The following is a 24484-nucleotide window of genomic DNA, read 5'->3' on the forward strand; positions in this document are numbered from 1 at the left end:
CACGCCTCCAACGAAAGGAAAGCCCGTGAGCCGAACAACCGTCCCGGCGCCCAAGGCACTCTTGGCGGCGGTACTCCTCGCGCTCGTCGCGGTGGTCGGGGCCTTCGCCCCCCAGTCGCACGCGTCGGAGCCGGCCGCGCGCAACTCGCCGGCAGCGCACATGGCGCAAACCACCACGGCGCTCGGAACGACGACCCGAGCCGCGGTCGCCTCCGACTTCGTCATCACGTCCCTCATGTGTTCCGCGAATCGGACACAGGGCGGCCCGGGACAGATCACCTGTACGGTCAGGTGGACCGGTGGCGAGCCCAATTTCGACCCGGTGTTCAGGGCCGATCCTGGGGGAAGCACGCCGGTGACGAGCTCCAGCAACGCCAACCGGTTCGCGACATTCACCTTCGGCTGCGTCCGCAGCATCGAATACACCGTGACCGTGTTCATCCGCGACCGGAACGGCATCGAGACCCCGCCCCAGACGCGTCCCTACATCCCGTGCGGCAACTTCTGACACCACTTTCCGGCACCAGTACTGACAGCCTGTCGCCGCACGCAGGGTGAGGCAGCGGCGCGGGCATGATCCCGGTGAGGGCGAGGTGGTGCGGACGGGCGCGGGCGTGCTCGACGCCTGCGCCAGGTCGTGGGCGGTCGCCGGGCGCGGTGGCCGCCCACGACGCGGGGAACCGGCTCGCGCGGTCAGGCGAGCTGGGACTGGACCTGCGCCGAGATCAGCTCCAGGTGGTCCAGGTCGGACAGGTCCAGGCACTGGAGGTAGACGCGGCTCGCGCCGATCTCCGCGTACCGGCCGATCTTGTCGACGACCTCGGCGGGGGAACCGGCGAGGCCGTTGGCCTTCAGCTCCTCCACGTCGCGGCCGATGACCGCCGCGCGGCGCGCGACCTCGGCGTCGTCCTTGCCGACGCACGCCACCAGGGCGTTGGAGTACACCAGGTCGTCGGGCTCGCGTCCGGCCTGCTCGGCCGCGGCCCGCACCCGGCCGAACTGCCGCTCGCTGTCCTCGACCGAGGCGAACGGGATGTTGAACTCGTCCGCGTACTGCGCGGCGAGCCGGGGCGTGCGCGTCGCGCCGTGGCCGCCGATCAGGACCGGCACCTTGGCCTGCGCGGGCTTGGGGAGCGCGGGCGAGTCGGTGAGCTGGTAGTGGGTGCCCTCGTACGAGAACGTGCTGCCGGGCTCCGTCGCCCACAGCCCGGTGACGATCGCGAGCTGCTCCTCCAGGCGCGCGAACTTCTCCTTCGGGAACGGGATGCCGTACGCCTTGTGCTCCTCCTCGAACCAGCCCGCGCCGAGTCCGAGTTCGATCCGGCCGCCGGACATCTGGTCGACCTGGGCCACCTGGATGGCGAGCACACCGGGCAGCCGGAAGGTGCCGGCCGTCATGAGCGTCCCGAGCCTGATCCGCCGCGTCTCACGCGCGAGGCCCGCAAGGGTGATCCAGGCGTCCGTGGGCCCCGGCAGGCCGTCGGCCGATCCCATGCGCAGATAGTGGTCGGAGCGGAAGAAGGCGTCGAAGCCCAGGTCCTCGGTGGCCTTGGCGACGGTGAGCAGCGTGTCATAAGTGGCCCCCTGCTGGGGCTCGGTGAAGATGCGAAGATCCATGGGTCCATCCTGCACGCTCGAACGCCCGTCAACCTTCCCCGTACGGGCCGGGCGCCGCCGCCCCGGTCGGGTGAAATCCGCGCGCTCGACGGCCGGGGCGGGGCCGTCGCAGTGACTGGGCCGCACGGGAGATCGTTGGCCGGGGCGGAGCCGGGCCGCCCGGCGCCCGCGCCGGCGGCCTCGCCGGGGCGCCCCCGCATCCACCGCCTTGCCCGGCCGGGGCGCGTCCCCGGACCGGCGGGGCGCGGGCCGAGGAGGCCGTCATGTCCCAGGAAGCCGTGCCCGAGCAGACGCACGATCCGCGCGCGCCGGAGCAGTCACGCCGCGAGGTCGTGCCGGAACCGGCCCGCGGGCAGGCCCGTGCCGCGCGGCAGGGCGCGCCCAGAGGTCTGTTGCAGCAGATGGAGGAGCTGATGGCCGCGCTGAACGCGGATCTGACGCGCCTGGACGCCGATCTTCAGCAGTCCGCCCTCCAGCAGCCCGATGTGCAACGGCCTTGCCCTCAGCAGCCCGTTCTCCAGCCGCCCGGCTCACCGCAGCCCGGCCCCTCGCAGGTCGGCTCTTCACTGATCGACGCCCCGCAGTCCCACCCTCCGCGGTTCCACTCCCCGCAGTCCGTGCGCCCCGGTGCGGGCACGCCGGTGCGTCCGCCGGTGGACGGCGGTCCCGGCGGCGTCTGAGGAGCGGTCCGGGCTGTCCGGCTCAGCACATCGGCCGGGTCCCCGAGGGCTCCGGCGCGTCGCGCGCTCTGGCCGCGAGTCTGCGGAGCATCTCCAGGACGCGGTCCCGGGCCTCGTCGGCCGCGTCGATGGCCTCCATGCACTGCCAGTACACCCCCTCGTCGTCGGCGCCCATCGCTACCGTGACCAGGGCGATGCCCACTTCACCCAGGAGCACGCCGAGGCCGAGGAGGGTGTCGTGGGCATCGCCTATCGTCGTCAGCTTCGCCGCCCGTATCTCCTGGGGCTCGGGCGGGGGATGACTCAGGACCGCGCAGCCCCTGCCGCTCAGTTCGCTGAGGCCCAGCGCCTCGCCCCGTAACTCCGGGGGTCCCGCGACCGCCAGGCGGCTGCCGATCGCCTGCGCCAGAGCCTGGGACTGCCACACCTCCGCCACGAGGGAGGCGGACTCCTGACTTCGCGCCAGGGCGCACCTGCTCGCCTCGATGAGCCGCATCGCATCCATGCGCCGTCCCCATTCATTCCGCGCCCATACACAGCACGTGCAACCAAACTCCTCTATCCACTACCCACAGTGAGCGCCTTCAGGACGAAAAGCCAGAGGAAGCCTGAAATCTGTGGACAAAAAATCGCCAATGGACAATGCATCCACTTCGGAGAGTGACGATGAGGTGTCTTTGGGGGGCTTTCGGCATGTCCAACGGGTGGTGACGGCACAGGACTTGAGGGGCGGGGGTGCGCGCCGTGTGCGCCGTGAATGCCGGGGGCTCAGCACCGGTTGTGCGGTGGAGCGGCTCGGCGCCGGACGGCGGGGCCGCTCCCTCGGAGAGCCGCCGGGCGGCACGGCCGCTCCATCGAAGGTCCGCCGGGCGGCACGGCCGCTTCACCGGAGAGCCGCCGGGCGACGGGGGGCGTACTGAGGGAGTGCGGCGCTGCCCTAGGGCGCCGGGAAGCGATGCTCGTTCCGGTCGATCTTCGCGGCGAGCGCCGTGAGCGGATCGATTCCGAGGCGGCTGCAGAACTGCAGCAGATAGGCGAGGACGTCGGCGACCTCGTCGGTGACGCGGTGCGCCGACTCCGGTTCGTCCATGATCCGGGCCGACTGCTCGGGAGTCAGCCACTGGAAGATCTCCACGAGTTCGGCCGCCTCCACGCTGAGCGCGGCGGCCAGGTTCTTGGGGGTGTGGTACTGCTCCCAGTCGCGCGCCGCCGCGAACTCGGCCAGCCTGCGCTGCAGTCCCGCTACGTCATGATCTGTCACGGCCCCAAGTCAACTACATCCCGGCAGGTCCGGGGCGCCCCAGGTCCACCACGGTCACCCCGTCCGCCGCCGCGGCCCAGGCCGCGTCGGCGACGGCGCCGATCAGCCGCAGATGCCCGCGGGCGCACATCCGGGCGGCGAGGTCGGCGAGGGCCCGCTTCTGGCGCTGGTCCAGGCAGCGGTCGAAGCCGTCGGCGAGGACCGTGAGGCTCTGGTAGGCCTCCGGGACCTCCGCCACCGGGTCGACCTCCAGGACCCGGGGGCCGGTGAGCAGGACCAGGGCGAGGGCCAGATAGCGCAGTTCGCCGTCGCCGAGGCGGCCCATGGAGGTGCGTACGCCGTCACCGCGGTCGAGCACCCCGAGGAGCGCGCCGTCCCGTGTCTCCTCGGCCCGCACGTCGGCCACCGGCCCCGCGCAGCCGGCCCGCACCGCCGTCACCAGCTGGGCGTGCCGGGTGCCGCACTCGGCGCGGGTGCGCCACAGGACTTCCGCGAGGTTGTCGCAGCCCGTCAGGAGGCGGCCGGTGCCGACGAGGCCGGGCGGCACCGGCTCGCGCATGCGGGCGGGGCGCGGGTCGCAGGCGAACACCGACCGCAGGGCGACGACGACCTGCTCGGCGGCGGCGAGCACCAGCCGCTGGCCGTCGGTCTTGCCCGCGACGCGCAGCGGCAGCAGGGCCGTGCCCAGACGGTCGTCGGGCAGCGGGGCGCGGGTGACCGGCGCGGCGCCCGCCGTGTGCCAGGCCGCCTGGACGGCGCGCCGGCCCGGGTCGCGCAGGGCGGTCTCCAGGAGCGTGAGCCCGTCGCGCGTCAACCGTTCGCCCGCGATGCGCAGTTCCGGCTCGGCCTGCACGGCCACGTCCAGGCGTACGGGTCCCGCGGGGCCGTCGACCGTGCAGCCGATGCGGAAGCCGCGGCGGGCCTGGCCGTCGGCCCGTGCCCGCTCGGGCACGCAGCGGCCGGGCTGCGGGAAGACGTCGATCAGCTCGGCTCCCGCGCCGAGCAGCGCCAGCGCCTCGTACGCCCGGAGCGCGCTGGTCTTCCCGCTGCCGCTCGGCCCCGCGAAGAGAGTGAGCGGACCGAGCGGGAACGCGGCGCCCCGATGCCCCTCGAAGGCGGAAAGACGCAGCTCGGTGACGCGCGGCCGGACGCGGGCCGCCGTCCGGTCCTGCGCGAGCGCCCGGCGGGAGTGCACACTCATGACCGGACGTTATGGCCACCGATCCAGCCGAACCGTTCCGCCCGGCGGACCTTCGCACGAATGGGGGATCACGGGCCGAAGTTCCCCGGGGCGGGGGCCGATGCCGGGCCGGCGCCGGGGCGGGGGCCGGGGCGAGCGCCGGGCCGGGGCGGGCGGGGCTGCGGGCGGTCCGGTCGTCGGGCCGCGGGTCGGCGCCCGACCAGGGGTGGGCGCCGGGGCAGGCGTGCCACCGGGGCGGCGATGTCGCCAGGGCGGGCTTCTTCAGGCCGAGGCTGCCCCAGGGCGGAGCTTCAGCCGGGCTGCTGTGGACGGGCGCTGGGCTGCGCTGCGCGGCTGCTCGTCGGCTCCGGGTGGCTCCCGGTGGCTCCGGCCAGCGTCTGTCAGATACCTGACGGCGGCGCCTGCCAGATTGGGGGGCGCCGCCAGGTATCGCCGGTCGGCCGCCGGGCGGCGGTCGCCGGATGCCGAACAGCGCGCGTCCGACACCAGACAGCGCCCGCCCGAAGCCGGACAGCGGCAGGCGACGCCGGACAGCGGCAGGCAACGCCGGGCAAGGCATCCCAGATGCCGCACAGCACCCGCCCGGCGCCGGGCAACCCCGGTCAGATGCCCGTCGCCGCCTCCACCAGACCCTGGACCTCCGTGTCGGGCGGGGAGAGCAGGAAGACGTTCTTCTCCACGCGGTGCATACCGCAGCCGAGGCCGAAGACCACGCCGCTGCTGAAGTCCAGGACCCGTTTGGCGACTTCGGTCTCGGCGCCCGACAGGTCGAGGAGGACCGGCGTCTGCGCCATCAGGTACTCGGCGACGTCACGGGCGTCCGCGAAGATGTTCACGCGCGTGACGATGAAGCGCCGCCGCGCCTCCGTCTCCGCGTCGGGCAGGGCACTGTGGCCGGGCCACGACGGCCATTCGTTGCGGCCGCGCAGCGGTACGACCTGGGCGAGCCCCTCCCACTGTTCGTCGGTGGCTTCGTGGCTGGTCACAGAGCAACCCCGTCCTGGCTCGTCCTCAACGTCTGCACCTGGCAATTCTTACGCAACTCACCCGATCGGCCCAACCACGACACGGTCGCATGGCACGTGTCACATGTGCGGGCGGCGCGGGAACACCGCGAGAACACCCGGGAACCCGCCGCCCCAGCCGCACGACCACCTGCCCGGTGCCGGGTGTCCGCAGCCCCGTACCGCCAAACCAGTTCACGGGAGCGTCGATGGCAGACGAGCGTTCAACCCCCGCGCGCACGCCGGGTTCCGGCGGCGCACCGGACGGCGCGCGGAGGTGGCGGCCGCCGCCCGCGCTGCTCGGATTCCTCGTGCTGCTCGTCGTCGTCTTCGCCGTCGCGTACCAAGTCGGCTCGTCGGTGGGGCCGGTGGCGCCGGGCATGCGGTCGTCGGACCCCGGCGGCGACACGGGCCCCGAGGGCGGCACCGGTGGTGCCGGTGGCACCGGAAGGGACGAGGGCGGGCACGGCGGTTCGCACGGGGGGCACGGCCGGTGACCGCGGAGACCACTGCGGAGACCACCGCCGAGGACTCGGCAGGTGCCGGGACCTCGGCCCCGGCACCTGCGCCTGCCCCGGCACCTGCCGAAGGCACGGTCACCGACCTGCTCGTGGGCGGCATGACCTGTGCCGCCTGTGTGAACCGGGTCGAGAAGAAGCTGGGGCGGCTCCCCGGCGTCAGCGCCACCGTGAACCTCGCCACCGGCCGGGCCCGGGTTCACCACCCCCCGGACATCCCGCCGGACGAACTCGTCGCCGTCGTGGTCAAGGCCGGGTACACCGCCGAACTGCCGCCCCCGGCGGCCTCTCCCGCCTCTCCCGCCTCGCCCACGGGACCGGAACCGGAACCTCAGGGAGCCGGTACGGAGAGGGAGGCGACGGAGCGGTATGCCGAGCGGCAGCGGCTGCTCGTCACCGCCGCGCTCTCGCTGCCCGTGCTCGTCCTGTCCATGGTGCCCGCCTGGCAGTTCCGTAACTGGCAGTGGCTGTGTTTCGTGCTCACGGCGCCGGTGGCGGTGTGGGGTGCGTGGCCGTTCCACCGGCGGGCGCTGCGCGGCCTGCGGCACGGCGCCGCGACCATGGACACGCTGGTGTCGCTCGGTGTCGCGGCCTCCTTCTCGTGGTCGGTGTACGCCCTGTTCCTCGGCGGCGCGGGCGAGCCGGGGATGCGGATGGCGTTCGAGGTGCTGCCGTCCGCGGGTGACGGCGCCCACCACGTGTACCTGGAGGCGGCGGTCGGGGTGCCGCTGTCCGTGCTCGCGGGGCGCTTCCTGGAGTCGCGGGCGCGGCACGGCACGGGCGCGGCGCTGCGTTCCCTCGCTTCGCTGGCCGTCAAGGACGTCGCGGTGCGCGACGCGGACGGCACGGAGCGGCGGATCCCGGCCGGACGGCTGCGGGTGGGGCAGGAGTTCGTGGTGCGGCCCGGGGAGCGGGTGGCCACGGACGGCGTGGTGGTGGCCGGGGCGTCGGCGCTCGACCTGTCGCTCGTCACGGGGGAGAGCGAGCCGGTGGAGGTCGGCCCCGGCGGGGCCGTCGTCGGCGCCGCCGTGAACGCGGGCGGGCTCCTCACCGTCCGCGCGACAGCGGTGGGCGCCGACACGCAACTCGCCCGCATCACGCGCATGGTGACGGAAGCCCAGGCGGGCAAGGCGCGCGCCCAGCGGCTCGCGGACGCCGCGGCGGGCGTCTTCGTCCCCGTGGTCCTGACGCTCGCCGTGACCGTCCTCGGGTTCTGGCTGGGCGCGGGCGCCGCGCCGGAGGCCGCGATCACCGCGTCCGTGGCGGTCCTCGTCGTCGCCTGCCCCTGCGCGCTCGGCCTCGCGACGCCCACCGCGCTGCTCGCCGCCACGGGGCGCGGCGCCCGGCTCGGCGTGCTGATCAGCGGGCCCCGCGCCCTGGATACGCTGCGCCGTGTCGACACCGTCGTCCTCGACAAGACCGGCACGCTGACGACGGGTCACATGACCGTCACCGACGTCACCGCCGCACCGGGAGGGCCCGGTCGCGACGCGGTGCTGCGGCTCGCCGCGGCGGTCGAGGGCGGCTCCGAGCACCCGCTGGGGCGCGCCGTCGTCGCGTACGCGCGGAAGGAACTGACGGCGGAGCAGCTGCCACAGGTCACGGACTTCCGTGCGACGCCGGGGCGGGGTGTCAGGGGTGTGGTGGAGGGGCGCGAGGTGGAGGTGTGCTCGCCGGGCACGGGCCTGGGCGGCTCGGTTCCGGACTCGGGCTCGGTTCCGGACTCGGGCTCGGTTCCGGACTCGGGCTCGGGCTCGGGCACTAACCCGAGCGGAGCCCAGGGCGCGGTCCTGGAAGCGGCCCCGGGCGCGGCCCCGCACGCAGACCCGGGCACCGTGCTGCCCGACGTGCTCGGCCGCGCCCTCGCCGAGGCCGAGTCGGCCGCGCGGACCGTGGTCCTGGTACGGGTGGACGGCGTCGTCCGAGCCGTGGTGGCCGTGGGCGACGTGCTGCGGCCGGAGAGCTACCGCGCGGTGGACCGGCTGCGGCGGCTCGGGGTGCGGCCGGTGCTCGCCACCGGGGACCGGCCCGCGGTCGCGCACGCCGTGGCCGCCGAGCTCGGGATCGACGAGGTGCACGCGGGCTGCACACCGCAGGACAAGGCCGCGCTCGTCGGGCGACTGCGGGCCGCGGGCCGCCGGGTCGCCGTGCTCGGCGACGGCGTGAACGACGCGGCGGCGCTCGCCCGTGCCGACCTGGGCATCGCCATGGGCTGCGGCAGCGACGCCGCGATCGGCGCGGCCGACGTGACGCTGGCCACCGGGGACATCGGCGCGGCGGCCGTCGCGGTGCGGCTCGCCCGCCGCACCCTGGCCACCATCCGCACCAACCTGGTCTGGGCGTTCGGCTACAACGCCCTCGCCGTGCCACTCGCCGCGGTCGGCCGCCTCGGACCCATGACGGCGGCCGTCGCGATGTCCCTCAGCTCCCTGCTCGTGGTCGGGAACAGCTTGCGGCTGCGTACGTGGGAACCGGCGCCGCGGGCCGCGACGGGACGCGGACGGGCGGGCGTCGGGGGTCGGGGCCGGTGAGCGAGGTGGAGCAGGTGGGTTCGGTGGGTGCGGGTGCGGTGGGCGTCGGTGCGGTGGGTGCGGGCGGAGGCGGTGAACGTCCCGGGGCCGGGGGCGATGTCGGGGCCGGAGTCGATCCCCGGGCCGAAGCCGGTCCCGAGGCCCGAGTCGACACCGAGGCCGGAGTCGACACCCGAGCCGGAGTCGATACCGAGGCCGGAGTCGGGATCGATCCCGGAGTCGGGGTCAGTTCCGGAGCCAGCGCTGATGCCGGGGTCGGCGGCGCTGATGCCGCACTCGGCGGCTCAGGTGCCGGAGTCGGCAGCTCAGGAGCCGGACTCAGCGGCTCAGGAGCCGGACTCGGCGGCGCTGATGCCGGACTCGGCGCTGGTGCCGGGGCCGTGTTCGCGTGGGGACGGCGCGCCCTGCCCGGCGTGCTCGCGCCCGTGCTCGCGCCCGTCGTCGCCTGCGCCGTGGCCCTCTCCGGCCTCTCGGCCTGGGTCGCCGCCGGGGCCGCAGGCGGGCCCGCGCGGATCGCCGTCGGTGACGCCCGGGTGTTCCTGCCGTACGGCGGCAAGACGGAGACGGCGGCGTTCTTCCGGATCACCAACAGCGGGGAGTCCGGCGACACCCTGCTGTCCGTCGCCTCGCCCGAGGCGGACGACGTGATGCTGAGCCGGACCGTGGAACGGGCCGGGAACGTGGAGTCGATGCGGATGGTCGACTCCGCGGCGGTGCCCGCGCGTTCCGTGGTGCGGATGACGCCCGAGGGCCTGGACGTGATGCTGAGCCCCCGGCGGCCCCTGCGGCTCGGTGACGAGGTGCCCTTCGTGCTGCGGTTCCGGCACGGCGGGGACGTACGCGTACGGGCGGTGGTGGTGAGGCCGGGCAGCTGAGCCGCACGTACCCCCGGGGGCCCCTGGGGGAACTCCCGGTGCCCGTACGGGAACTCCCCGGGCCCGCCGTGCGACTACTGGCGCGCGAGCAGCGGAGCGGGTGCCGGAAAGGGGCGCGGGCAGCGGATGGGCGGACTTGACGTACGCATGCGTGAGGTGACCTGCGGTCATGGGCGCGTGGTCGCCGTCGACAGCGTGGATCTCGACATCGCAGCCGGGGAGCGCGTGGCGCTCACCGGGACGAACGGCTCCGGCAAGTCCACGCTGCTGCGGGCCGTCCTCGGGCTGCACCGGCAGCACACGGGCAGCATCCTCGTCGGCGGCCGCGGTACCGCGTCGGCGGTGGACCGGGCGTGGCGGCGGCAGGCCTGCGCCTGGGTGCCGCAGAAGCCCGCGGCCGGGCGGTTCCCGCTGCTCGCGGGCGAACTCCTGGACTCCGCGGGCGCGCCCGAGCAGACGGCGGAGGCGGCTCACGACCTCGGCGTCGGCGAGTTGCGGCGGCGGCCCCTGGACGCGCTGTCCGGGGGCCAGTTGCAGCGCGTGTACCTGGCCCGCGCCATCGGGTGCGTGGCCGCGGGGGCGGGGGTGGTGCTGGCGGACGAGCCGACCGCCGCCCTCGACTTCGCGGGCCAGGAGGAGGCCGCCGCGGCCCTCACAGCGCTCCCCGTCACGCTCGTCGTCGTCACCCACGACCGCGAACTCGCCGCCCGCTGCGACCGGGTCCTGGACATGGCGGCGGGACGGCTGCGGGAGGTGACGCCGTGACGTACGAGGTGTCGCGGGCGCCGGCGGGGCGTGGTGTCGCCCCCGGGCCAGGGTCCGGGTCCCGCCCCGGGGCCGGGCCGAGGGCGGGATCCGGGTCCGGCTCCGGTGCCACCGCCGGCGCCACCGCCACTCCCCCGCCGCCGGAGGCCCCCCGATGACCCTTGCCATCGCCACCACGGACGTCGGCGCGCTGCTGCAACTCGTACCGGTGCAGCGGGCCGGCTGGGCGCTGCTGCTCGCCGCCGTGGGGCTGCCGATCGTCGGGGTCGTGATCGTGGGGCTCGACATCATGCCGGTGCGGTTCGCGATGATGCATGTCGCGCTGCTCGGCATCGCCGTCGGGCTGCTCACGGGGCTCGACCCGATGCTGTGCGCCCTGGTGGCGTGCGCGCTCGCCGGTGCCGGTGTCGCACCGCTGGCCCGGTCCCCCGCCGGGCTCTCGGGGGCGATGGGGCTCCTGATGAGCATGGCGATCGCGGCCGCGCTGCTCGTCCTGTCCGTGTCCGGGGTCAACGCGTCCGGTGCGTTCGCGCTGCTGTGGGGGTCGATCCTGTCCGTGGGCAGCGCCGACCTCGTGGTGGTCGGGGTGCTCGCGGGGGTCGTCCCCGCGCTGTTCTGGTGGCGCCGCCGCGACCTCGCGCTGCTCCTGTACGACCGTGAACTCGCCCAGTGCTCCGGCGTTCCCGTCGGCGCGCTCACCCTCGTCCTGCTGGTCCTCGTCTCCGTGGCGGTGGCCGGTGCGATCAAGCTGACGGGGGCGTTGCTGGTGGACGCGCTCACCCTGCTGCCCGCGCTCGCCGCGCGCCGTCTCGGCAAGCGGCTCACCACCATCGCGCTGTGGGCCGTGGCCATCGGCGTCGCCGTGAACACCACGGGCTTCCTCATCGCCCTCTGGCTGGACTGGCCGCCCGGCCCCGTCCTCGTCCTGACCGCGGGGGCCGTCGTCCTCGCCGTCCATCTCCTCCCCGAACGGAGCATCACCACATGGCGCGCACAGGCGTCCCCACCGTCCCCTCCCCTCCCTTCCGTTCCTTCTGTTCCTCCCGGCGCTCCCGGCGCTCCCGGCGCTCCGCCCGCGTCCCGCTCCTCGCGCTGAGCGCCGCGCTCGCCCTGACGGCCGCGGGCTGCTCCGACGACTCCTCCGGTGGCGGTTCCGACGGCTCGGGCGGTTCCGGCGGCAAGAAGGGCGGGCCGGTCGTCGTCGCCACGACCACGTGGGAGGGCGCGTTCGCGAAGGCGGCGGGCGCGGAGGACGTCACGGTCCTGGTCCCGCCCTCCACGCAGCACGCGCCGGACTACGACCCCAAGCCGTCCGACCTCGCGGCGGTCACCAAGGCGGACTTCGTGCTGTACGCGCCGTTCGAACCGTACGCGGGCAAGATCAAGGACGCGGCGGGTTCGAAGGCCGACCTGGTGCGGGTGGACCTGGACAACGACGCCGCGAAGGTGCGCGGCGAAGTGGCCCGGCTCGGCAAGCTCTTCGGTACCGAGAAGGCGGCGGCGGACTGGCGCAAGACCTTCGACCGCGAGTACGCGCGTCTGTCGGCGGACCTCAAGGCGGCCTGGCCGGACGGGAGGAGCCCGGCCGTCGTCAGCCAGGTGTTCACCACGTGGTCGGCCCGCATGGCGGGCGCCCGGACCGTCGGCACGTACGGCCCGGAGGCCGTGACCGCCTCCCAGCTCGCGGGCCTCTCCGCGAAGAAGCCCGCGCTCGTCCTCGACAACGCGCACATGTCCACAGGCGAGGTCCTGCCGGACTCCGGCGCCCGGCAGGTGAAGATCGTCAACTATCCGGGGAAGGACATGGATCTGCTGCCGGTGTACCGGGGGGCCGCGGAGCAGCTCAAGAAGGCGATGAAGGGCGCCTGAGCGCCCCGTTCGGCCGTGCCCGGAGCCGGCCGGACGGCCGACCCGGGTCCGGGCTCGGGCTCGGGCCGGGGCTCGGCCCGGCACCGGCCTCGTCGTGGCCGCTGTGCGTTCCCTCGCGGAGCGCACGGCGGCCGTGCGGAGCGCACGGCGGCCGTGTCGGTCGGGGCCAGATGGGGCCAGACGGGGCCATACAGGATCAGACGGGGTCAGTCTGGAGCAGCCGCGGGCGCCCGGGGCGCCCGCGGTGGCCGGACGGTCAGGCGTGGGTGGCGCGTTCGCGCAGGGTCGTACGGTCCGGCTTGCCCGCCGGGGTCAGGGGCAGTGCGGGGAGCAGCAGGAGCCTTTCGGGGTGCTTGGCGCGTGCCAGGCCGCGTGCGGTGAGGTGGCGTACCAGGTCCTCCAGGGTCGGCGCCCCGGCGCCCGCCGCCCGCCCGGACGACGGCACCACGCAGGCCGCGAGGCGCTCCCCCATCAGCGGGTCGGGCACGCCCACGCACACCACGTCACGTACCGAAGGATGCGCGCTCAGCTCCCGCTCGACCTCCGCCGGGCTGATGTTCGCGCCGCCCCGGATCACCACGTCCTTGAGCCGTCCCACGACGTGCAGCACACCGTCCTCGTCCAGGAGACCGAGGTCGCCGGTGCGCACCCAGCCGCCGGGAGCGCGGTAGCGGGCGTCCAGTTCGGGGGCGCCCACGTAGCAGAGCGGACTCATCGGGCCGCGCGCCACGATCTCGCCGATCTCGCAGGCGGGCAGGGGCTCGTGGGTGGAGGGGTCGGCCACCCGGATGTCGGCGACGCGCGGGTCCGGGCGGCCCGCGACGATGCCGTGGTCCGTGGCGCGATCCGCTGAGGCGCGGGCGGGGCCGTCGGTGCGGGGGTGCGGGCCGCCCGGGGTGCCTTCGGTTCCGAGCCCCGTGTGGCAGTTGACGCCGTCCGCGGAGCCGTACAGGTTCACGACGGCGCAGCCGAACGCGCGGCGCGCCTCGGCGGCCGTGGTGGCGTCCAGCGGGGCGCCGCCGAGGACCAGGGCCGTCGGCGCGGGCAGCTTCCCCGCGTGCGGGTGCTGTTCGCGCTGCTCCTGTTCCAGGAGGTCGAGGATCATGCGGGCCATCGTCGGTACGCCGAGGATGTGGGTGGGTTCGTGTTCCCTGATGGCGTCGACCGCGGCCCGTGGGGTGAAGTGGTCGAGCAGGACGAGGGTGCCGCCGTGCCGGGCGAGGGCGACGGCGGTGCCGTTGGACCCGAACGCGGAGGCCAGCGGTACGAGGAAGAGGCAGCGGGGCGGGGTGGCCGGGTCCGGCATCAGCGAGGCGAAGAAGTTTCCCCGGCCGCCGGCCAGGGCGTTGTGCGAGTACGCGACCATCTTCGGCTCGGCCTCGGACCCCGAGGAGACGAGGATGCGGGCCGCTTCGTCCGGGTCCGGTCTCGCGGCCACGAACGCCGTGGGGTCGCTGCGGCGCAGCAACTCCGCGAAGGGGACGGCCCCTTCGGGGGCCGGGCCGGGGCCCGCGGCTATGACGTGGCGGAGGGCGGGGCCGCCCGTGGGCGGGGCGAGGCCCGCCACGAGGTCCGCGGCGGGGTGCGCGCCGCGGTGTTCGGTGGCGGCGACGACCGCCACCGCCGCGGCCCTGCGCAGCAGGCTCGCCGCCTCCGCCGCGCCTCGGCCCACCGGGAACGGCAGCGCGACCGCGCCGACGGCGGCCAGCGCCAGGTCCGTGATCACGGCGTTGCGTCCGTTGGGCAGTTGGACGCCGACGACGTCACCGGCTCCGACGCCGAGCTCCGCGAGCCCGACGGCCAGACATCGGACCTTGCGGTCGAGCGCCGTGTAGCAGAGCTTGCCCTTGGCGTCGACGACCGCGGTGCGGTGCAGGTCGCTGATCTGCCGCGCCCGGAACAGGCTGTAGAGGTCGAGATCGGGACAGGTGCCGTCGAGCGCCCACGCGCGCCGGAGGGAGGCGGGAAGGAGGTCGGGCAGGGGGAGGGGCGTGCGGGGCTCGCTGGGGGTGCGGGGCATGAAGGGCTCCTGAGGCTGGGGTGGGGTGAGGTTGGGGTGAGGTGCCGAGGGTGTGGGGTGAGGCCCGTGGGGAGGGCGGCGGGTGCCGGTGCCGGTGCCGGTGCCGCTGGTCCGCGGGTGGGGCGGGACGACGGGTGAGCGGCCCTCGGCCGGGCGGGGCGGGTTCGCGGCCACGTCGGGGGCGACCGGCCCTCGGTCGGGTGGGGTCGGTCGGCACGGGTTCGCGGCCTCGTCGGGTTGGGGCTCGGGGGTGTCGGGCGGAGCTTCAGGGGCGGCGGGCGCGGCCCGCGGGTCGTCGGGCGGAGCCGGGACACCCTCGGACGGGGCCCAGGAGCCGTCAGGCGGAGCCCGGACAGCCTCAGGCGAAGCCTCAGGGCGTGTGGGCAGGGGGGCATGGTTGTCAGGGGGAGCCTGGGCCTCGACAAGTGGCGCCCGGAGGCCCGGGGCCCGGGTGCCGGAGGTCCGGAGACCCGGAGCATGGAAGCCGGGAGCCCGGAGACCGAAGGCCCGGAAACCGGGAGCCCAGGTCCCGGAGGCCCAGAGACCCGGGGCCCGGGGGCCGGAGGCCCAGAGGCCCGGAGCATGGAAGCCGGGAGCCCGGAGACCGAAGGCCCGGAAACCGGGAGCCCAGGTCCCGGAGGCCCAGAGACCCGGGGCCCGGGTGCCGGAGGCCCAGAGGCCCGGAGCATGGAAGCCGGGAGCCCGGAGACCGAAGGCCCGGAAACCGGGAGCCCAGGTCCCGGAGGCCCGAAAGCTGGAGGCCCAAGGACCGGGAGCCCACCTACCGAAGGCCCGGAAGCCGGGACCCCACGTGCCGGGACCCCACCTACCGAAGGCCCAGAACCCGGAAGCCCACGTGCCGGGACCCCACGTGCCAGAGGCCCAGAGACCCGGGGCCGGGGGCCGGACGCCCGGGGACTGGGGGCCTGGAAGCCGGGGGCCCGGAGGCCGAAGGCCGGGAAACCGGGAGCCCAGGTGCCGAGGGCGCGAAAGCCGGGAGCCAGGATGCCGAGAGCCCAGGTGCCGGAGGCCCAGAGACCCGGGTCCCAGGTTCCGGAGACCCGGGTCCCAGGTGCCGCAGGCCCGGAGGTCGGGGGCTGTCAGGTGAAGGTCCATGGGGTCGGGACCTTCGGTGCCCCGTGCGTGTCGCGGTCGAGCGTCCCGGCGAAGCGCGCGTCACCGTGCAGGGACGCGAGATCCGTGGTGACGGCCGTCGCCGCCAGGCCGTGGGTGCCGAGCAGGCGCAGCGCCTGCGGCGTGGGCAGCCCGGTCAGGTCGTACGCCGCCGCTGCGGCCGCGCACCGGTCGGCCGGGGCCACCCAGCCGTCGGCCGTGCGCAGCGGACGGCGGAATCCCGCCGGACGCCGGGGCTCGGCGCCCCGGGCCGCACGGCGCAGGGCGGGCGCGGTGAGCGCGTCGGCGGCGGCGAGGAGGGAGGAGTCCACCCGCACGCCGCGGCCTCCGTTCCGCTCGCGCAGAAGCAGCCCCGCGAGCACCGCCTCCGCACCGAGCAGGCCGCCGAGTACGTCGAGGAGGGTCATCAGGGACGGCGCGGGCGGCTCGTCGGCGGGCCGCACCGCCGCGCCGACGCCGGCGCGCGCCTGCACCATGAAGTCCGTCCCCATGGGGGCGGGGTCCAGACGACCGGCCCAGCCGCTGGTGTACGCGTACACGATGCCGGGGTTCACGGCCGAGAGGTCGGCCGCGTCGAGGCCGAGCTGGGCGGCCTTGCCCGGCGCCCAGTTGTGCAGGAACACGTCCGCCTCCGCGACGAGTTCGCGCAGCCTGCGGCGCCCCGAGGGCGACTTGATGTCGGCCTCGACGGCACGCTTGCCCCGGTTGAGGGCGAGCCAGCGCGCCGAGACGCCGCCGCAGGCGGGCGGCATGCCGCGGAGCGGGTCGCCGCCCGGGGGCTCGATGCGGACGACGTCGGCGCCGAGGAGCCGCAACAGGTGGGCGGCGAGCGGCGCCTGGATGCGGCGGCCCGCCTCCAGGACGGTGACTCCGGCGAGCGGGCGGCCGGGCGTGGCCGGGTGGGAGCCGGGGCGGCCCGCAGGGACGGCGGCGGGGCCCAGCCGGGACAGCGTCCAGGGCGCCGCCCCGTCGTGTTCCGCGGCGCGCTCGGCGAGGGTGCGCAGCGCGCACACCTCCGCGCCGGAGGCCGCGGCGGCCTCCAGGACGCGGGTCCAGCGGTGGCCGCGGGCGGTGGTGTGCAGTGCGTCGGGGAAGGGCGCACAGGCGGTCGCGTACCGGAACTGGAAGGGTCGCCACCCCGCGCGTATCGCCTCGGCGGGGGCGCCGAGGGCCCGCCAGAACGCCGCCCAGGCGCCTGGGTCGAGGGTCTCCAGCTCGAAGAGGGTCCCGTCGGCGGAGGTGAACGGGGGTCCGCCGGGGACGAGTTCGGTCGCCTCGGTCTCGTCGGCTCCGGTCGCGGCGAAGTACTGGGACACGGAGAGGAGTCCGGCGCGGGCCGCGCTGACGTCCACCGCTCGTCCGTGGGCGGTGTCGGGGGCCGCGCCCCTGGCCCGTGCGAAGAGTTGGGCCAGCAGGCCCTGTACGGCGAGGACGCCCGCGGCGGTGGCGGTGTAGTCGGCGGCGAGGCCCCGCGGGGCGCCGTCGCGGCGGCCGTGCACGGCCATGACGCCGGTGGCCGCCTGCGCGGTGGCCTCGTCGTGGACCCCCGCGTACGTGCCGGACGGCGCCGGGTCCGCCCAGCGCACGTTCGCCGTGACCGGCCCGAACCCGGCGCCGCCGAGTGCTATGCGACCGCCGGCCGGACCGTCCGCACCCTGGCCGCGCCCGCGCCCCGTTCCGCCGTTACTCTCCGCGCCCGCCCGGGGCACGGCACCGAGCAGCCGCAGATGTTCGGCGGCGAGCCACGTCAACTCCGGCGGCCCGTCGACGTCGCAGCGGAGCGCGTCCAGGGGGCGGGCGGCGGCCTGTGCCGTGGTGAGGGCTGGTGACGTCATGTCGGGCGTGTCTCCTCTCCCCGCGCGAGGCAGCCCCCGCCGGGGTCGTTCCGAACGGGAACCCGGAGCCGTCGGCAGCCGACCAGTTCCCTGGAGAGACAGTCGGGCGCCCGTGCCCGCGGGTTCCCGGCGAATGGGAGGAACTGGTGGATCTGGTGGATCTGGTGGATCGGATGGAAGAGGCAACGGGAGCGGGGACGGAGACTGGTGCTGGGGAGGCCGGGGCCGGGGCCGGTCCCGGGGGCGGCCTCGATTCCGGGCTGCTTCGGAAGCGCGTCGTCGGCTTTCTGCGCGAGCACGTCCTACCGTGCGAGGACGTACTCGACGCCGGAGGGCCGAAGGCCGACACGGTGCTGCGAGGAGTACAGGAGCAGGCCCGGCGGGAAGGGCTGTGGGCGGTGCCGCTGCCGGTCGAACTGGGCGGTCAGGGGCTCGACCTGGCGCGCTACGCCGCGTACGCGGAGGCCGAGGGCGCCAGCGACCACGGGCCCGCCGCGCTCGGCTCCGCGCCGCTCCTCGACGTCCTGATGCTGCGCCGCCACGGCACTCCACGGGTCCGCGAGGAGTGGCTCCCCCGCGTCGTCGCGGGCGACCTCCGCACGTGCTACGCCATGACCGAACCCGGCGTACCCGGCACGGACCCCGTCGCCACCACGACCCGCGCGGACCTCCGCCCGGACGGGAGCTGGCGCCTCACCGGCCGCAAGTGGTTCACCTCCGGCGCGGCGGGCGCCGACCTCGTCACCGTGCTCGCCCGCACCGACGGCGCGTCCCCCGACCGCGACGGCCTGTCCCTCTTCGTGGTGCCCACCACCGCGCCCGGATTCCGTGTCGTACGGGAACTACCCGTCCTGGGGGCGAGCGGCGCGGGCGGGCAGTGGGAGATCGCGTTCGAGGGCGTACGGGTGCCCGGCGACGGACTCGTGGGCGAGCGCGGTGCCGCTCTCACCGTCGCCGGGGAGCGGCTGCAACTCGGCAGGACGCTGCGGTGCCTGCGGTGGCTGGGGCAGGCGCAGCGGGCCTTCGACCTGATGGCCGCCCGCGCGGTGACCCGCACCGGGTCGCGTGGCCCGCTCGCCTCCCACCAACTCGTGCAGGCCCATGTCTTCGAGTCGCTCCTCGCGCTGCGTACGGCGCGGCCGCTGGTGCACGAGGCGGTGGCGCTGCTCGCCGCGGGCGCCGACGCGCACGTCGAGGTGGGGCTCGCCAAGGTCGCGGCGGCACGCACCCTCCAGCAGGTCGTGGACGCCGCGATCCAGGTGCACGGCGCGGCCGGGCTCGGCCCCGACACCGCGCTGCCCGCGCTGCTGCGCACCGGGCGGGCGGCCCGCATCCTCGACGGTCCCGACGAGCTGCACATCACGTCGGTGGCGCGGCGGGTGCTGCGCGGGTACGCCTAGACCCTGTCGACGACCCCGGGCGGTACCGCGCCTGCCTGTGCCTCCGCTGCACACGACTGCCTCCGCTGCGCAAGACGTACGCCGCACCACGTATACCGCACCGCGTAAGCCGCACCACGTACACCGCACCACGTAAGCCGTACGTCGTGCTTCATACGTCGCGGAGGTCCACCAGGCCCGTGAGCGCGGCCAGGCCGAGGGCCAGGAAGAAGTCGCCCCAGACCAGTTCGTGCCGGACGGCGGTGCCGGTGGCGGCGTCGTGGCACCCGTCGAGCAGCATGCCGGACGGCGGCCGTCCGCCACCGCCGCCGCCGTCACCGCTCAGGTGCGCGGTGACCAGACGCCGGAGGACGGCTTCCGCCCGGCGCCCGCAGGCCTCGCCGCCGGGCAGGGCCGCGAGCTTGAGCAGGGCGACGGCGGTGATGGCGGCGGCGGAGGTGTCCGAAGGGCCGTCGGGGCGGGCTTCGTCCGCGGGCGGGACGAGGGGACGGGGCGGGGCGGATGCCGTGTCGGCGCCGGGCGCCGGAGTGGTGGCCAGGGGTGCGCCCAAGTGTCGCGCCACCGCGCGCAGCCGCGCGGGGGCACCGGCGGGGCCGCCGGGCAGGGTCAGCGCGTCCGCCACGGCGAGCAGCAGCCACGCCCGGCCGCGGCTCCAGCCCGCGGGCGGGTCCGCGAGCGGGCGCCAGCCGGTGCCGGGCTCGTGCCGCCACGCTGCCGCGCGCAGCGGTACCGGGGCGGATCCCCCGTCCGGCCCGGCCACGGGCGGCGGTGTCTCCCCGTCCGGCCCGGCCACAGGCGGCGGCGTCTCCTCGACTGCGCCCAGGCAGAGGTCCACGTGCCGTTCCAGATGGGACGTCGCCGCCTCCCTGCCCCGCGGGCCCGCCGACGCGAGGAGCGGTACCAGGCCCGGTACGGCGTCCGCGCGGGCCAGCGCGCGAGGGCCGCCGAACGCGTCGCCCCAGGGCACGAGGCCCAGTCGGGGGTCGTACGCGGTGAGGCACGTGCCCGCCGCGCGCGCCCGGAGCCGCGTCGCGGGAACCGAGTCCGGGGCGAGTGCGGTGCCGTACCAGAGAATCAGGCCGCGCGTCGCGGTGTCGGCGCCGGCCCAGTCGGCGAGACGGACCGTGCACGCCTCGGCGGCGGCCCGGTCGGCCGCCGCACCCGTGTGCCGCGCCCGCAGCCACAGCAGCCCCGCCCAGAACCCGCCGGTCCAGGAACCGCGCCGGGTGGTCGTCCACGTACCGGTGTCCGGATCGGCGGACAGCGGGAACCGCGCCCCCACGTCGGCCAGTCCGACGGCGACCCGCCCGAGCACCGCGTCCAGCGCCACCCCGGCCCACCCGTCGAACCCGGCCGTTCCTGCCTCATGGGCACCGTGCGTCACCGGCCCTCGGGCCGTCGCCTCCCCCGCACCGCCCATCCCACCCCCACCGCGCTCGCCGCGGCGAACTCCGCCGCCACCAGGGCCCAGCCCCACCCGTAGTGGCCCGCCGACGCGAGCAGGCCGAACAGAGGCGGACCCACCGCGAAACCGGTGAAGAAGCCCGCCGAGACCAGGGCGGAGTCCTGGCCCGCGCGGCCCGGGGCGGCGCGTTGCATGACGAGGACCATGGACACCGCGTTGGCCGACACCGCGAACACGCCCACCGCCACCGCCCCGGGCCACACCAGGGGCCCCACCGCCGCGGCCCCCGCGAGGAGCACCGCCGCGCCGACCGCGCCCGCCGCGAGCCCGCCGGGCAGCCACTCGGCGCGGTCGGGCGTGGCCGCCCGCGACCAGGCGACACGGCCCACCACCCCGGCCACGCCGAGCACCGCGACCAGCGCGCCCGCCGCACCGGGCCCCAGATCGAGGCGGTGCGCGCCGTACAGCGCGAGGTAGGTGTTCACGGACGCGATACCGCAGCCCAGGAACAGGGAGAAGACCGTGAGCCACGCGATCGCACCCCGCGGGACCACGGCGGCACCTGGCCCGGCGCCGGGCCGCGCGGGCGGATCCGCGGGCAGCGCGCGCAGCGCCCACCCGGCGGTCGCCACCGCCGCGCCCGCCGCCGTCCACACCGCTCCCCGCCAGCCGATCCCGCCCGCGAGGGCCGCGAGCGGCAGGCCCGCTGCGAACGCGCCCAGTTGGACGCCGGACTGCTTCATCCCGGTGACCGCGCCCCGGCGCGCGGGTTCCACGGCGGCCAGGATCGCCTTGTTCGTCGCCGGGTTGGCGAGCGCCTGCGGGAGCCCGCCGAGGGCCACCGCCGCCAGCAGGAACCCCGCGCCGGGGGCCGCGCCGATCAGCCCGAGCGCCACCGCCGAGAGCAGCAGCAGCGCGGCCAGGGCCCGGCGCGGACCCACCCGGTCGACGATCCGGCCGCCCACCGGTGAGAGGACCGCCGCCGTGCCGAAGCCGATCGTCGTGGTCAGGCCGAGAACGGTGGGTGAGATATCCAACTCGTCCACCAGGCGTGGCCCGAGCGCCCCGAGGAGGAACAACTGGAGCATGGAGAAGGCCATCGCGGACGTGAGGAGGGCAGTGGGCACCGGCATTCCCGGCGCCGCGCCCTTCGCCGCCGCGCCCGTCGCCGCCGAACTCTTCGCCGCCGCGCCCGTCGCCGCCGCGTCCCTCGCCGTTGCGTCCTTCGCCGTTGCGCCCGTCACCGGTGGCGTCGACGTCCCGGTCGCCCGCGTGTCCGGCCCGTCGCCGCCCTCACGCTCCGGCTCCGGCTCCGGCCCCATGCACCCGCCCCCCCACTAAGTCCCGTACCGAGTCCCGTACCGAGTCCGCGCTGCGTCCTGTCGCCGAGTCCCGTACGGGGTCCCGTACGCGCGGATACGGCCCAGCGGCCGAACAGGCCGTCGCAGGAGTCGGATCCGCGGTCCCCCTGGTTCCCGGCGATCTCCGTGACCCGGGCCACACGGCCGTCGCAGCGGCGGAACATTCCGGACCCGGGCGCTGCCGTCGCGGGACGGGTGCCATGATGAGCCCGCCATGACTGGGGGCCGAAGCTGTCGCACGGTACGGGCTGCGGTGTTCGCGGCCTCCTGCGTGCTGCTCGCGGCCACCGGCCACGCGCTCATGTCGAGCACGCCGCTGCCCTGGTGGGCGCTGCCCGGCGCGGCCGGCACGACCTTCGCGGGCGCCTGGCTCCTGGCCGGGCGCGAACGCGGCATCCTCGTCGTCACCTCCGCGTCCGTCGTGGCCCAGGCGGCGCTGCACACCTGGTTCTCGCTGGCCCAGGCCCTGCACCAGGCGCCGTCCGGCGGTGCGTCGCTGGCCCAGCAGTGGGCACGTCATCTGCTCTGCGGAGCGGGGGGCGCGGGGACCATGCCGGAGGCGGACGCGGTGCGCGCCGTCACCGACGCGGGCCTCGCGGACCGCCTGAACGGGCCTCCGCCCGGACACACCCGGCACTCCATGGGCATGCAGGAGACGCTCGCCTCCGGCGGCGCCTCCGACGTGCCCGGGTCGGCGGGCGGATCCGGCGCGGGCGCGCACGCGTTCGGCGGCCACGACATGGCGGGCATGCACTCCGGCCACGACATGGGCGGCATGTCCCCGTTCGGCATGCTCGCCGCGCACCTCCTTGCCGCGCTCCTGTGCGGCCTGTGGCTCGCGTACGGCGAACGTGCCGCGTTCCGCGTGGGCCGTGCCGTCGCCGGGTGGATCGCCGCGCCCCTGCGGCTCGTGCTGCGGCTGCCGCAGCCCCCGCACCGGCCGCGGCCGCGCCCGCGCCGGGACTTCGGCGTCCGCGGCGCGCGGCGTCTGCTGCTCGTGTACGCCATCACGTCCAGGGGTCCGCCCCTCGGGATCGCTGCCGGCTGACAGGAACCGCTGTCCGCCGGCAGCCGGTACTTCCCCGGCCCGCCACGGCACCGCTCGGCGCTCGCACGGCTCGGTACGGCTCTCCTCCCACGCACACGGCACGGCGCCACGGGCCCGTGCCCCGTGGTCGTGTTCCCGTACCCGGCTGCCGCTCCGCGCCCCGCCGTACGTCGGCGCGCCGGGCTCGACACCGCCCCGGCCACGCCCGCGCGCGGGCGGCCGGATCCCGAGCTCCTCCGGATTCCAGAAGGACACCAGGCGATGACTCCTGCCCTGACGGCACCCCCTGCCCAGAAGAACGGCGCCCCGGCGCGCACCCGCCGCACCGACGCCGCCGACGAACCCGTGACCCGCCTCGCCCTCGCCGCCCGCGACGGCGATCCCGAAGCCGTGGAGCGCTTCGTGCGCGCCCTGCACCGCGACGTACTGCGCTACGTCGCGCACCTCAGCGCCGACCCGCAGGCCGCCGACGACCTCGCGCAGGACACGTTCCTGCGTGCGCTCGGCAGCCTGCACCGGTTCGAGGGGCGGTCGTCGGCGCGGACCTGGCTCCTCTCCATCGCACGGCGCACCGTCGTCGACAGCCTGCGGCACGCCGCCGCGCGGCCCCGCCTTTCGGACCGCGACGACTGGCAGACCGCCGCCGAGCAGGCGCAGCCGCGCGGTCTGCCGGGCTTCGACGACGGGATCGCGCTCGCCGAACTCCTCGACGCGATACCGGCCGAGCGGCGCGAGGCGTTCGTCCTCACGCAGGTGCTCCAGCAGCCCTACGCGGAGGCGGCTGCTGCGATCGGCTGTCCCGTCGGCACCGTGCGCTCCCGCGTGGCGCGGGCGCGGGCCACCCTCCTGGAGGCCCTCGCCGCCGCGTGATCAACGCCCCCGCAAGGGGCGCGGGGAACTGCGCGACCAGCCACGAAAAAGCCGCAGACGCGTCTGCACTGTTGCTCGGCAGACGCGTCTGCGGCTTGTCGTGCGCTGAGCGCGCAGTTCCCCGCGCCCCTGACGGGGCGCCCCTCACATGGGCGAACCGTAACGGTGGAAGCCTCCGCCGGACTTGCGGCCGAGTCGCCCCTCAGCCACCATCCCCCGCAGCAGCCCGCAGGGCACGAAGCGTTGGTCGCCCGTGCACTCCAGGAGCACCTCCAAGGTGTCGACGATGGTGTCCAGGCCGATGAGGTCACCGGTGGCGAGCGGGCCCATGGTGTGGCCGAAGCACTCCTGGAAGACACGGTCGACGGTGGCGGCGTCCGCGGTGCCCTGCTCCACCACGGTGGCCGCCTCGTTGACGGTGAGCATCAGGACCCGGTTGGAGACGAAGCCGGGCGCGTCCGAGACGACGATGCCCGTCTTGCCGATGCCCGCGAGCAGGGCGAGGGCGGTGTCGAGGGTCTCGTCCGCGGTCCGCGGTCCGCGGACGACCTCCACCGCCTCCTTCAGCGGCGCCGGGTTCATGAAGTGCATGCCGAGCACCTGCCGCGGCCTGCCCGTGTGCGCGGCGAGCCGCTCCACGGGGATCGCCGAGGTCACCGTGGCGAACACGGCGTCGGCCCCGCACACGTCGTCGAGTTCCCGGAACACCTTCTCCTTCAGCGGGATGCGCTCCGGCGCGCATTCGAGCACGAACCGCGCGTCGGCCAGGTCCTGTGTGCGGCGCGTCCACGTGACGGCCTGAAGGGCCGCGTCCATGGGGACGGCCGCGGGCTGCTCGCGGAACATGCGGGCCAGACGGATGCCGTCGCGCAGCCGGGCCGGCGCGGTGGCGAGGGCCTGCTCCCCGGGGTCGACCACGACCACGCGGTGTCCGGCCTCGGCGAGGCACTGGGCGATGCCGGTGCCCATCGTGCCTGCGCCCACGACACCGATCACGTCCCCGGCGCCACCGTGGACGCCGCCTTGGACGCCCTCGGTGGCACTGCTCGGCTCGTTCATCTGCTGCTCCCTGTTCTGTGCTCGTCGGGGG

At 75.8% G+C, this 24484-nt stretch carries 22 protein-coding genes; 12 read left to right on the forward strand and 10 right to left on the reverse strand.

The window, feature by feature from the left end; translation table 11 throughout:
* The first annotated feature begins 25 nt into the window (after nucleotides 1-25).
* Nucleotides 26-508 (forward strand): hypothetical protein, encoded by a 483-nt coding sequence (locus tag GPA10_RS17120; protein WP_157166250.1) that lies wholly within the window; start codon nucleotides 26-28, stop codon nucleotides 506-508.
* Nucleotides 509-693: 185 nt separating this feature from the next.
* Here GPA10_RS17120 and GPA10_RS17125 read toward each other — a convergent pair whose 3' ends face one another.
* Nucleotides 694-1617: an LLM class F420-dependent oxidoreductase gene (locus GPA10_RS17125; RefSeq protein ID WP_157166251.1), complete on the reverse strand. Its 924-nt coding sequence runs from the start codon at nucleotides 1615-1617 to the stop codon at nucleotides 694-696.
* A gap of 263 nt (nucleotides 1618-1880) precedes the next feature.
* Between GPA10_RS17125 and GPA10_RS42495 the strand changes: the two genes are divergently transcribed.
* Entirely contained in the window at nucleotides 1881-2297 is a 417-nt protein-coding gene (locus tag GPA10_RS42495; RefSeq protein WP_246259235.1) for a hypothetical protein, read from the forward strand.
* Nucleotides 2298-2319: 22 nt separating this feature from the next.
* On the opposite strand, the gene GPA10_RS17135 is transcribed toward GPA10_RS42495, so the two are convergent.
* The 4 genes from GPA10_RS17135 to GPA10_RS17150 all read right to left on the reverse strand — a co-directional run bounded on the left by GPA10_RS17135 (nucleotide 2320) and on the right by GPA10_RS17150 (nucleotide 5745).
* Entirely contained in the window at nucleotides 2320-2802 is a 483-nt protein-coding gene (locus tag GPA10_RS17135; protein ID WP_058849420.1) for a DUF6099 family protein, read from the reverse strand.
* 432 nt (nucleotides 2803-3234) lie between these two features.
* Nucleotides 3235-3558, reverse strand: coding sequence for a nucleotide pyrophosphohydrolase (locus GPA10_RS17140; protein WP_058849421.1), 324 nt, complete (start codon nucleotides 3556-3558; stop codon nucleotides 3235-3237).
* 13 nt (nucleotides 3559-3571) lie between these two features.
* Complete coding sequence (locus GPA10_RS17145) at nucleotides 3572-4759, reverse strand: AAA family ATPase (RefSeq protein ID WP_058849422.1); 1188 nt, start codon at nucleotides 4757-4759, stop codon at nucleotides 3572-3574.
* Nucleotides 4760-5361: 602 nt separating this feature from the next.
* On the reverse strand, nucleotides 5362-5745 hold the full coding sequence (locus GPA10_RS17150) for a cell division protein SepF (protein WP_058849423.1): 384 nt from the start codon (nucleotides 5743-5745) through the stop codon (nucleotides 5362-5364).
* 227 nt (nucleotides 5746-5972) lie between these two features.
* Here GPA10_RS17150 and GPA10_RS17155 point away from each other — a divergent pair, with 227 nt between their 5' ends.
* From GPA10_RS17155 to GPA10_RS17180, 6 genes are all read left to right on the forward strand, one after another.
* Nucleotides 5973-6260, forward strand: a complete 288-nt coding sequence (locus GPA10_RS17155; RefSeq protein ID WP_157166253.1) for a hypothetical protein — start codon at nucleotides 5973-5975, stop codon at nucleotides 6258-6260.
* Between the two features lie 122 nt (nucleotides 6261-6382).
* Nucleotides 6383-8812 carry a heavy metal translocating P-type ATPase gene (locus GPA10_RS17160; RefSeq protein WP_157166326.1) on the forward strand — a complete coding sequence of 810 codons (2430 nt, stop codon included), beginning with the start codon at nucleotides 6383-6385 and terminating at the stop codon, nucleotides 8810-8812.
* A 380-nt stretch (nucleotides 8813-9192) separates the two neighbouring features.
* A complete protein-coding gene (locus tag GPA10_RS17165; protein ID WP_058849425.1) occupies nucleotides 9193-9687 on the forward strand; it encodes a copper chaperone PCu(A)C in 495 nt (164 codons plus the stop codon).
* A gap of 126 nt (nucleotides 9688-9813) precedes the next feature.
* Nucleotides 9814-10452 carry an ATP-binding cassette domain-containing protein gene (locus GPA10_RS17170; protein ID WP_157166254.1) on the forward strand — a complete coding sequence of 213 codons (639 nt, stop codon included), beginning with the start codon at nucleotides 9814-9816 and terminating at the stop codon, nucleotides 10450-10452.
* 154 nt (nucleotides 10453-10606) lie between these two features.
* A complete protein-coding gene (locus tag GPA10_RS17175; protein ID WP_246259238.1) occupies nucleotides 10607-11548 on the forward strand; it encodes a metal ABC transporter permease in 942 nt (313 codons plus the stop codon).
* Complete coding sequence (locus GPA10_RS17180) at nucleotides 11437-12321, forward strand: metal ABC transporter solute-binding protein, Zn/Mn family (RefSeq protein ID WP_157166255.1); 885 nt, start codon at nucleotides 11437-11439, stop codon at nucleotides 12319-12321. Before GPA10_RS17175 ends, GPA10_RS17180 begins: the two co-directional genes overlap by 112 nt.
* 256 nt (nucleotides 12322-12577) lie before the next feature.
* Here the strand turns inward: GPA10_RS17180 and GPA10_RS17185 are convergent, their stop codons facing one another.
* Nucleotides 12578-14341 (reverse strand): class I adenylate-forming enzyme family protein, encoded by a 1764-nt coding sequence (locus GPA10_RS17185; protein ID WP_157166256.1) that lies wholly within the window; start codon nucleotides 14339-14341, stop codon nucleotides 12578-12580.
* A 1100-nt stretch (nucleotides 14342-15441) separates the two neighbouring features.
* The gene (locus tag GPA10_RS17190; RefSeq protein WP_157166257.1) at nucleotides 15442-17310 is read right to left on the reverse strand and encodes a CoA transferase; all 1869 of its coding nucleotides are present in this window, start codon (nucleotides 17308-17310) and stop codon (nucleotides 15442-15444) included.
* Between the two features lie 173 nt (nucleotides 17311-17483).
* On the opposite strand from GPA10_RS17190, the gene GPA10_RS17195 reads away from it, so the two are divergent.
* On the forward strand, nucleotides 17484-18710 hold the full coding sequence (locus GPA10_RS17195; protein WP_157166258.1) for an acyl-CoA dehydrogenase family protein: 1227 nt from the start codon (nucleotides 17484-17486) through the stop codon (nucleotides 18708-18710).
* A gap of 151 nt (nucleotides 18711-18861) precedes the next feature.
* Here the strand turns inward: GPA10_RS17195 and GPA10_RS17200 are convergent, their stop codons facing one another.
* Entirely contained in the window at nucleotides 18862-20040 is a 1179-nt protein-coding gene (locus tag GPA10_RS17200) for a sugar ABC transporter permease (protein WP_343040991.1), read from the reverse strand.
* A 50-nt stretch (nucleotides 20041-20090) separates the two neighbouring features.
* Entirely contained in the window at nucleotides 20091-21248 is a 1158-nt protein-coding gene (locus GPA10_RS17205; RefSeq protein WP_246259240.1) for an MFS transporter, read from the reverse strand.
* On the opposite strand from GPA10_RS17205, the gene GPA10_RS17210 reads away from it, so the two are divergent.
* The 3 genes from GPA10_RS17210 to GPA10_RS17220 all read left to right on the forward strand — a co-directional run bounded on the left by GPA10_RS17210 (nucleotide 21235) and on the right by GPA10_RS17220 (nucleotide 23394).
* Nucleotides 21235-21456 carry a hypothetical protein gene (locus GPA10_RS17210; protein WP_157166259.1) on the forward strand — a complete coding sequence of 74 codons (222 nt, stop codon included), beginning with the start codon at nucleotides 21235-21237 and terminating at the stop codon, nucleotides 21454-21456. The genes GPA10_RS17205 and GPA10_RS17210 overlap by 14 nt on opposite strands.
* 234 nt (nucleotides 21457-21690) lie before the next feature.
* Nucleotides 21691-22524 (forward strand): hypothetical protein, encoded by an 834-nt coding sequence (locus GPA10_RS17215; protein WP_157166260.1) that lies wholly within the window; start codon nucleotides 21691-21693, stop codon nucleotides 22522-22524.
* Nucleotides 22525-22785: 261 nt separating this feature from the next.
* A complete protein-coding gene (locus GPA10_RS17220) occupies nucleotides 22786-23394 on the forward strand; it encodes a sigma-70 family RNA polymerase sigma factor (protein WP_157166261.1) in 609 nt (202 codons plus the stop codon).
* Between the two features lie 144 nt (nucleotides 23395-23538).
* On the opposite strand, the gene GPA10_RS17225 is transcribed toward GPA10_RS17220, so the two are convergent.
* Entirely contained in the window at nucleotides 23539-24453 is a 915-nt protein-coding gene (locus GPA10_RS17225) for a 3-hydroxyacyl-CoA dehydrogenase family protein (protein ID WP_157166262.1), read from the reverse strand.
* Nucleotides 24454-24484 lie beyond the last annotated feature (31 nt).

The sequence above is a fragment of the Streptomyces typhae genome, from assembly GCF_009755605.1.
GTDB classification, from domain to species: domain Bacteria; phylum Actinomycetota; class Actinomycetes; order Streptomycetales; family Streptomycetaceae; genus Streptomyces; species Streptomyces typhae.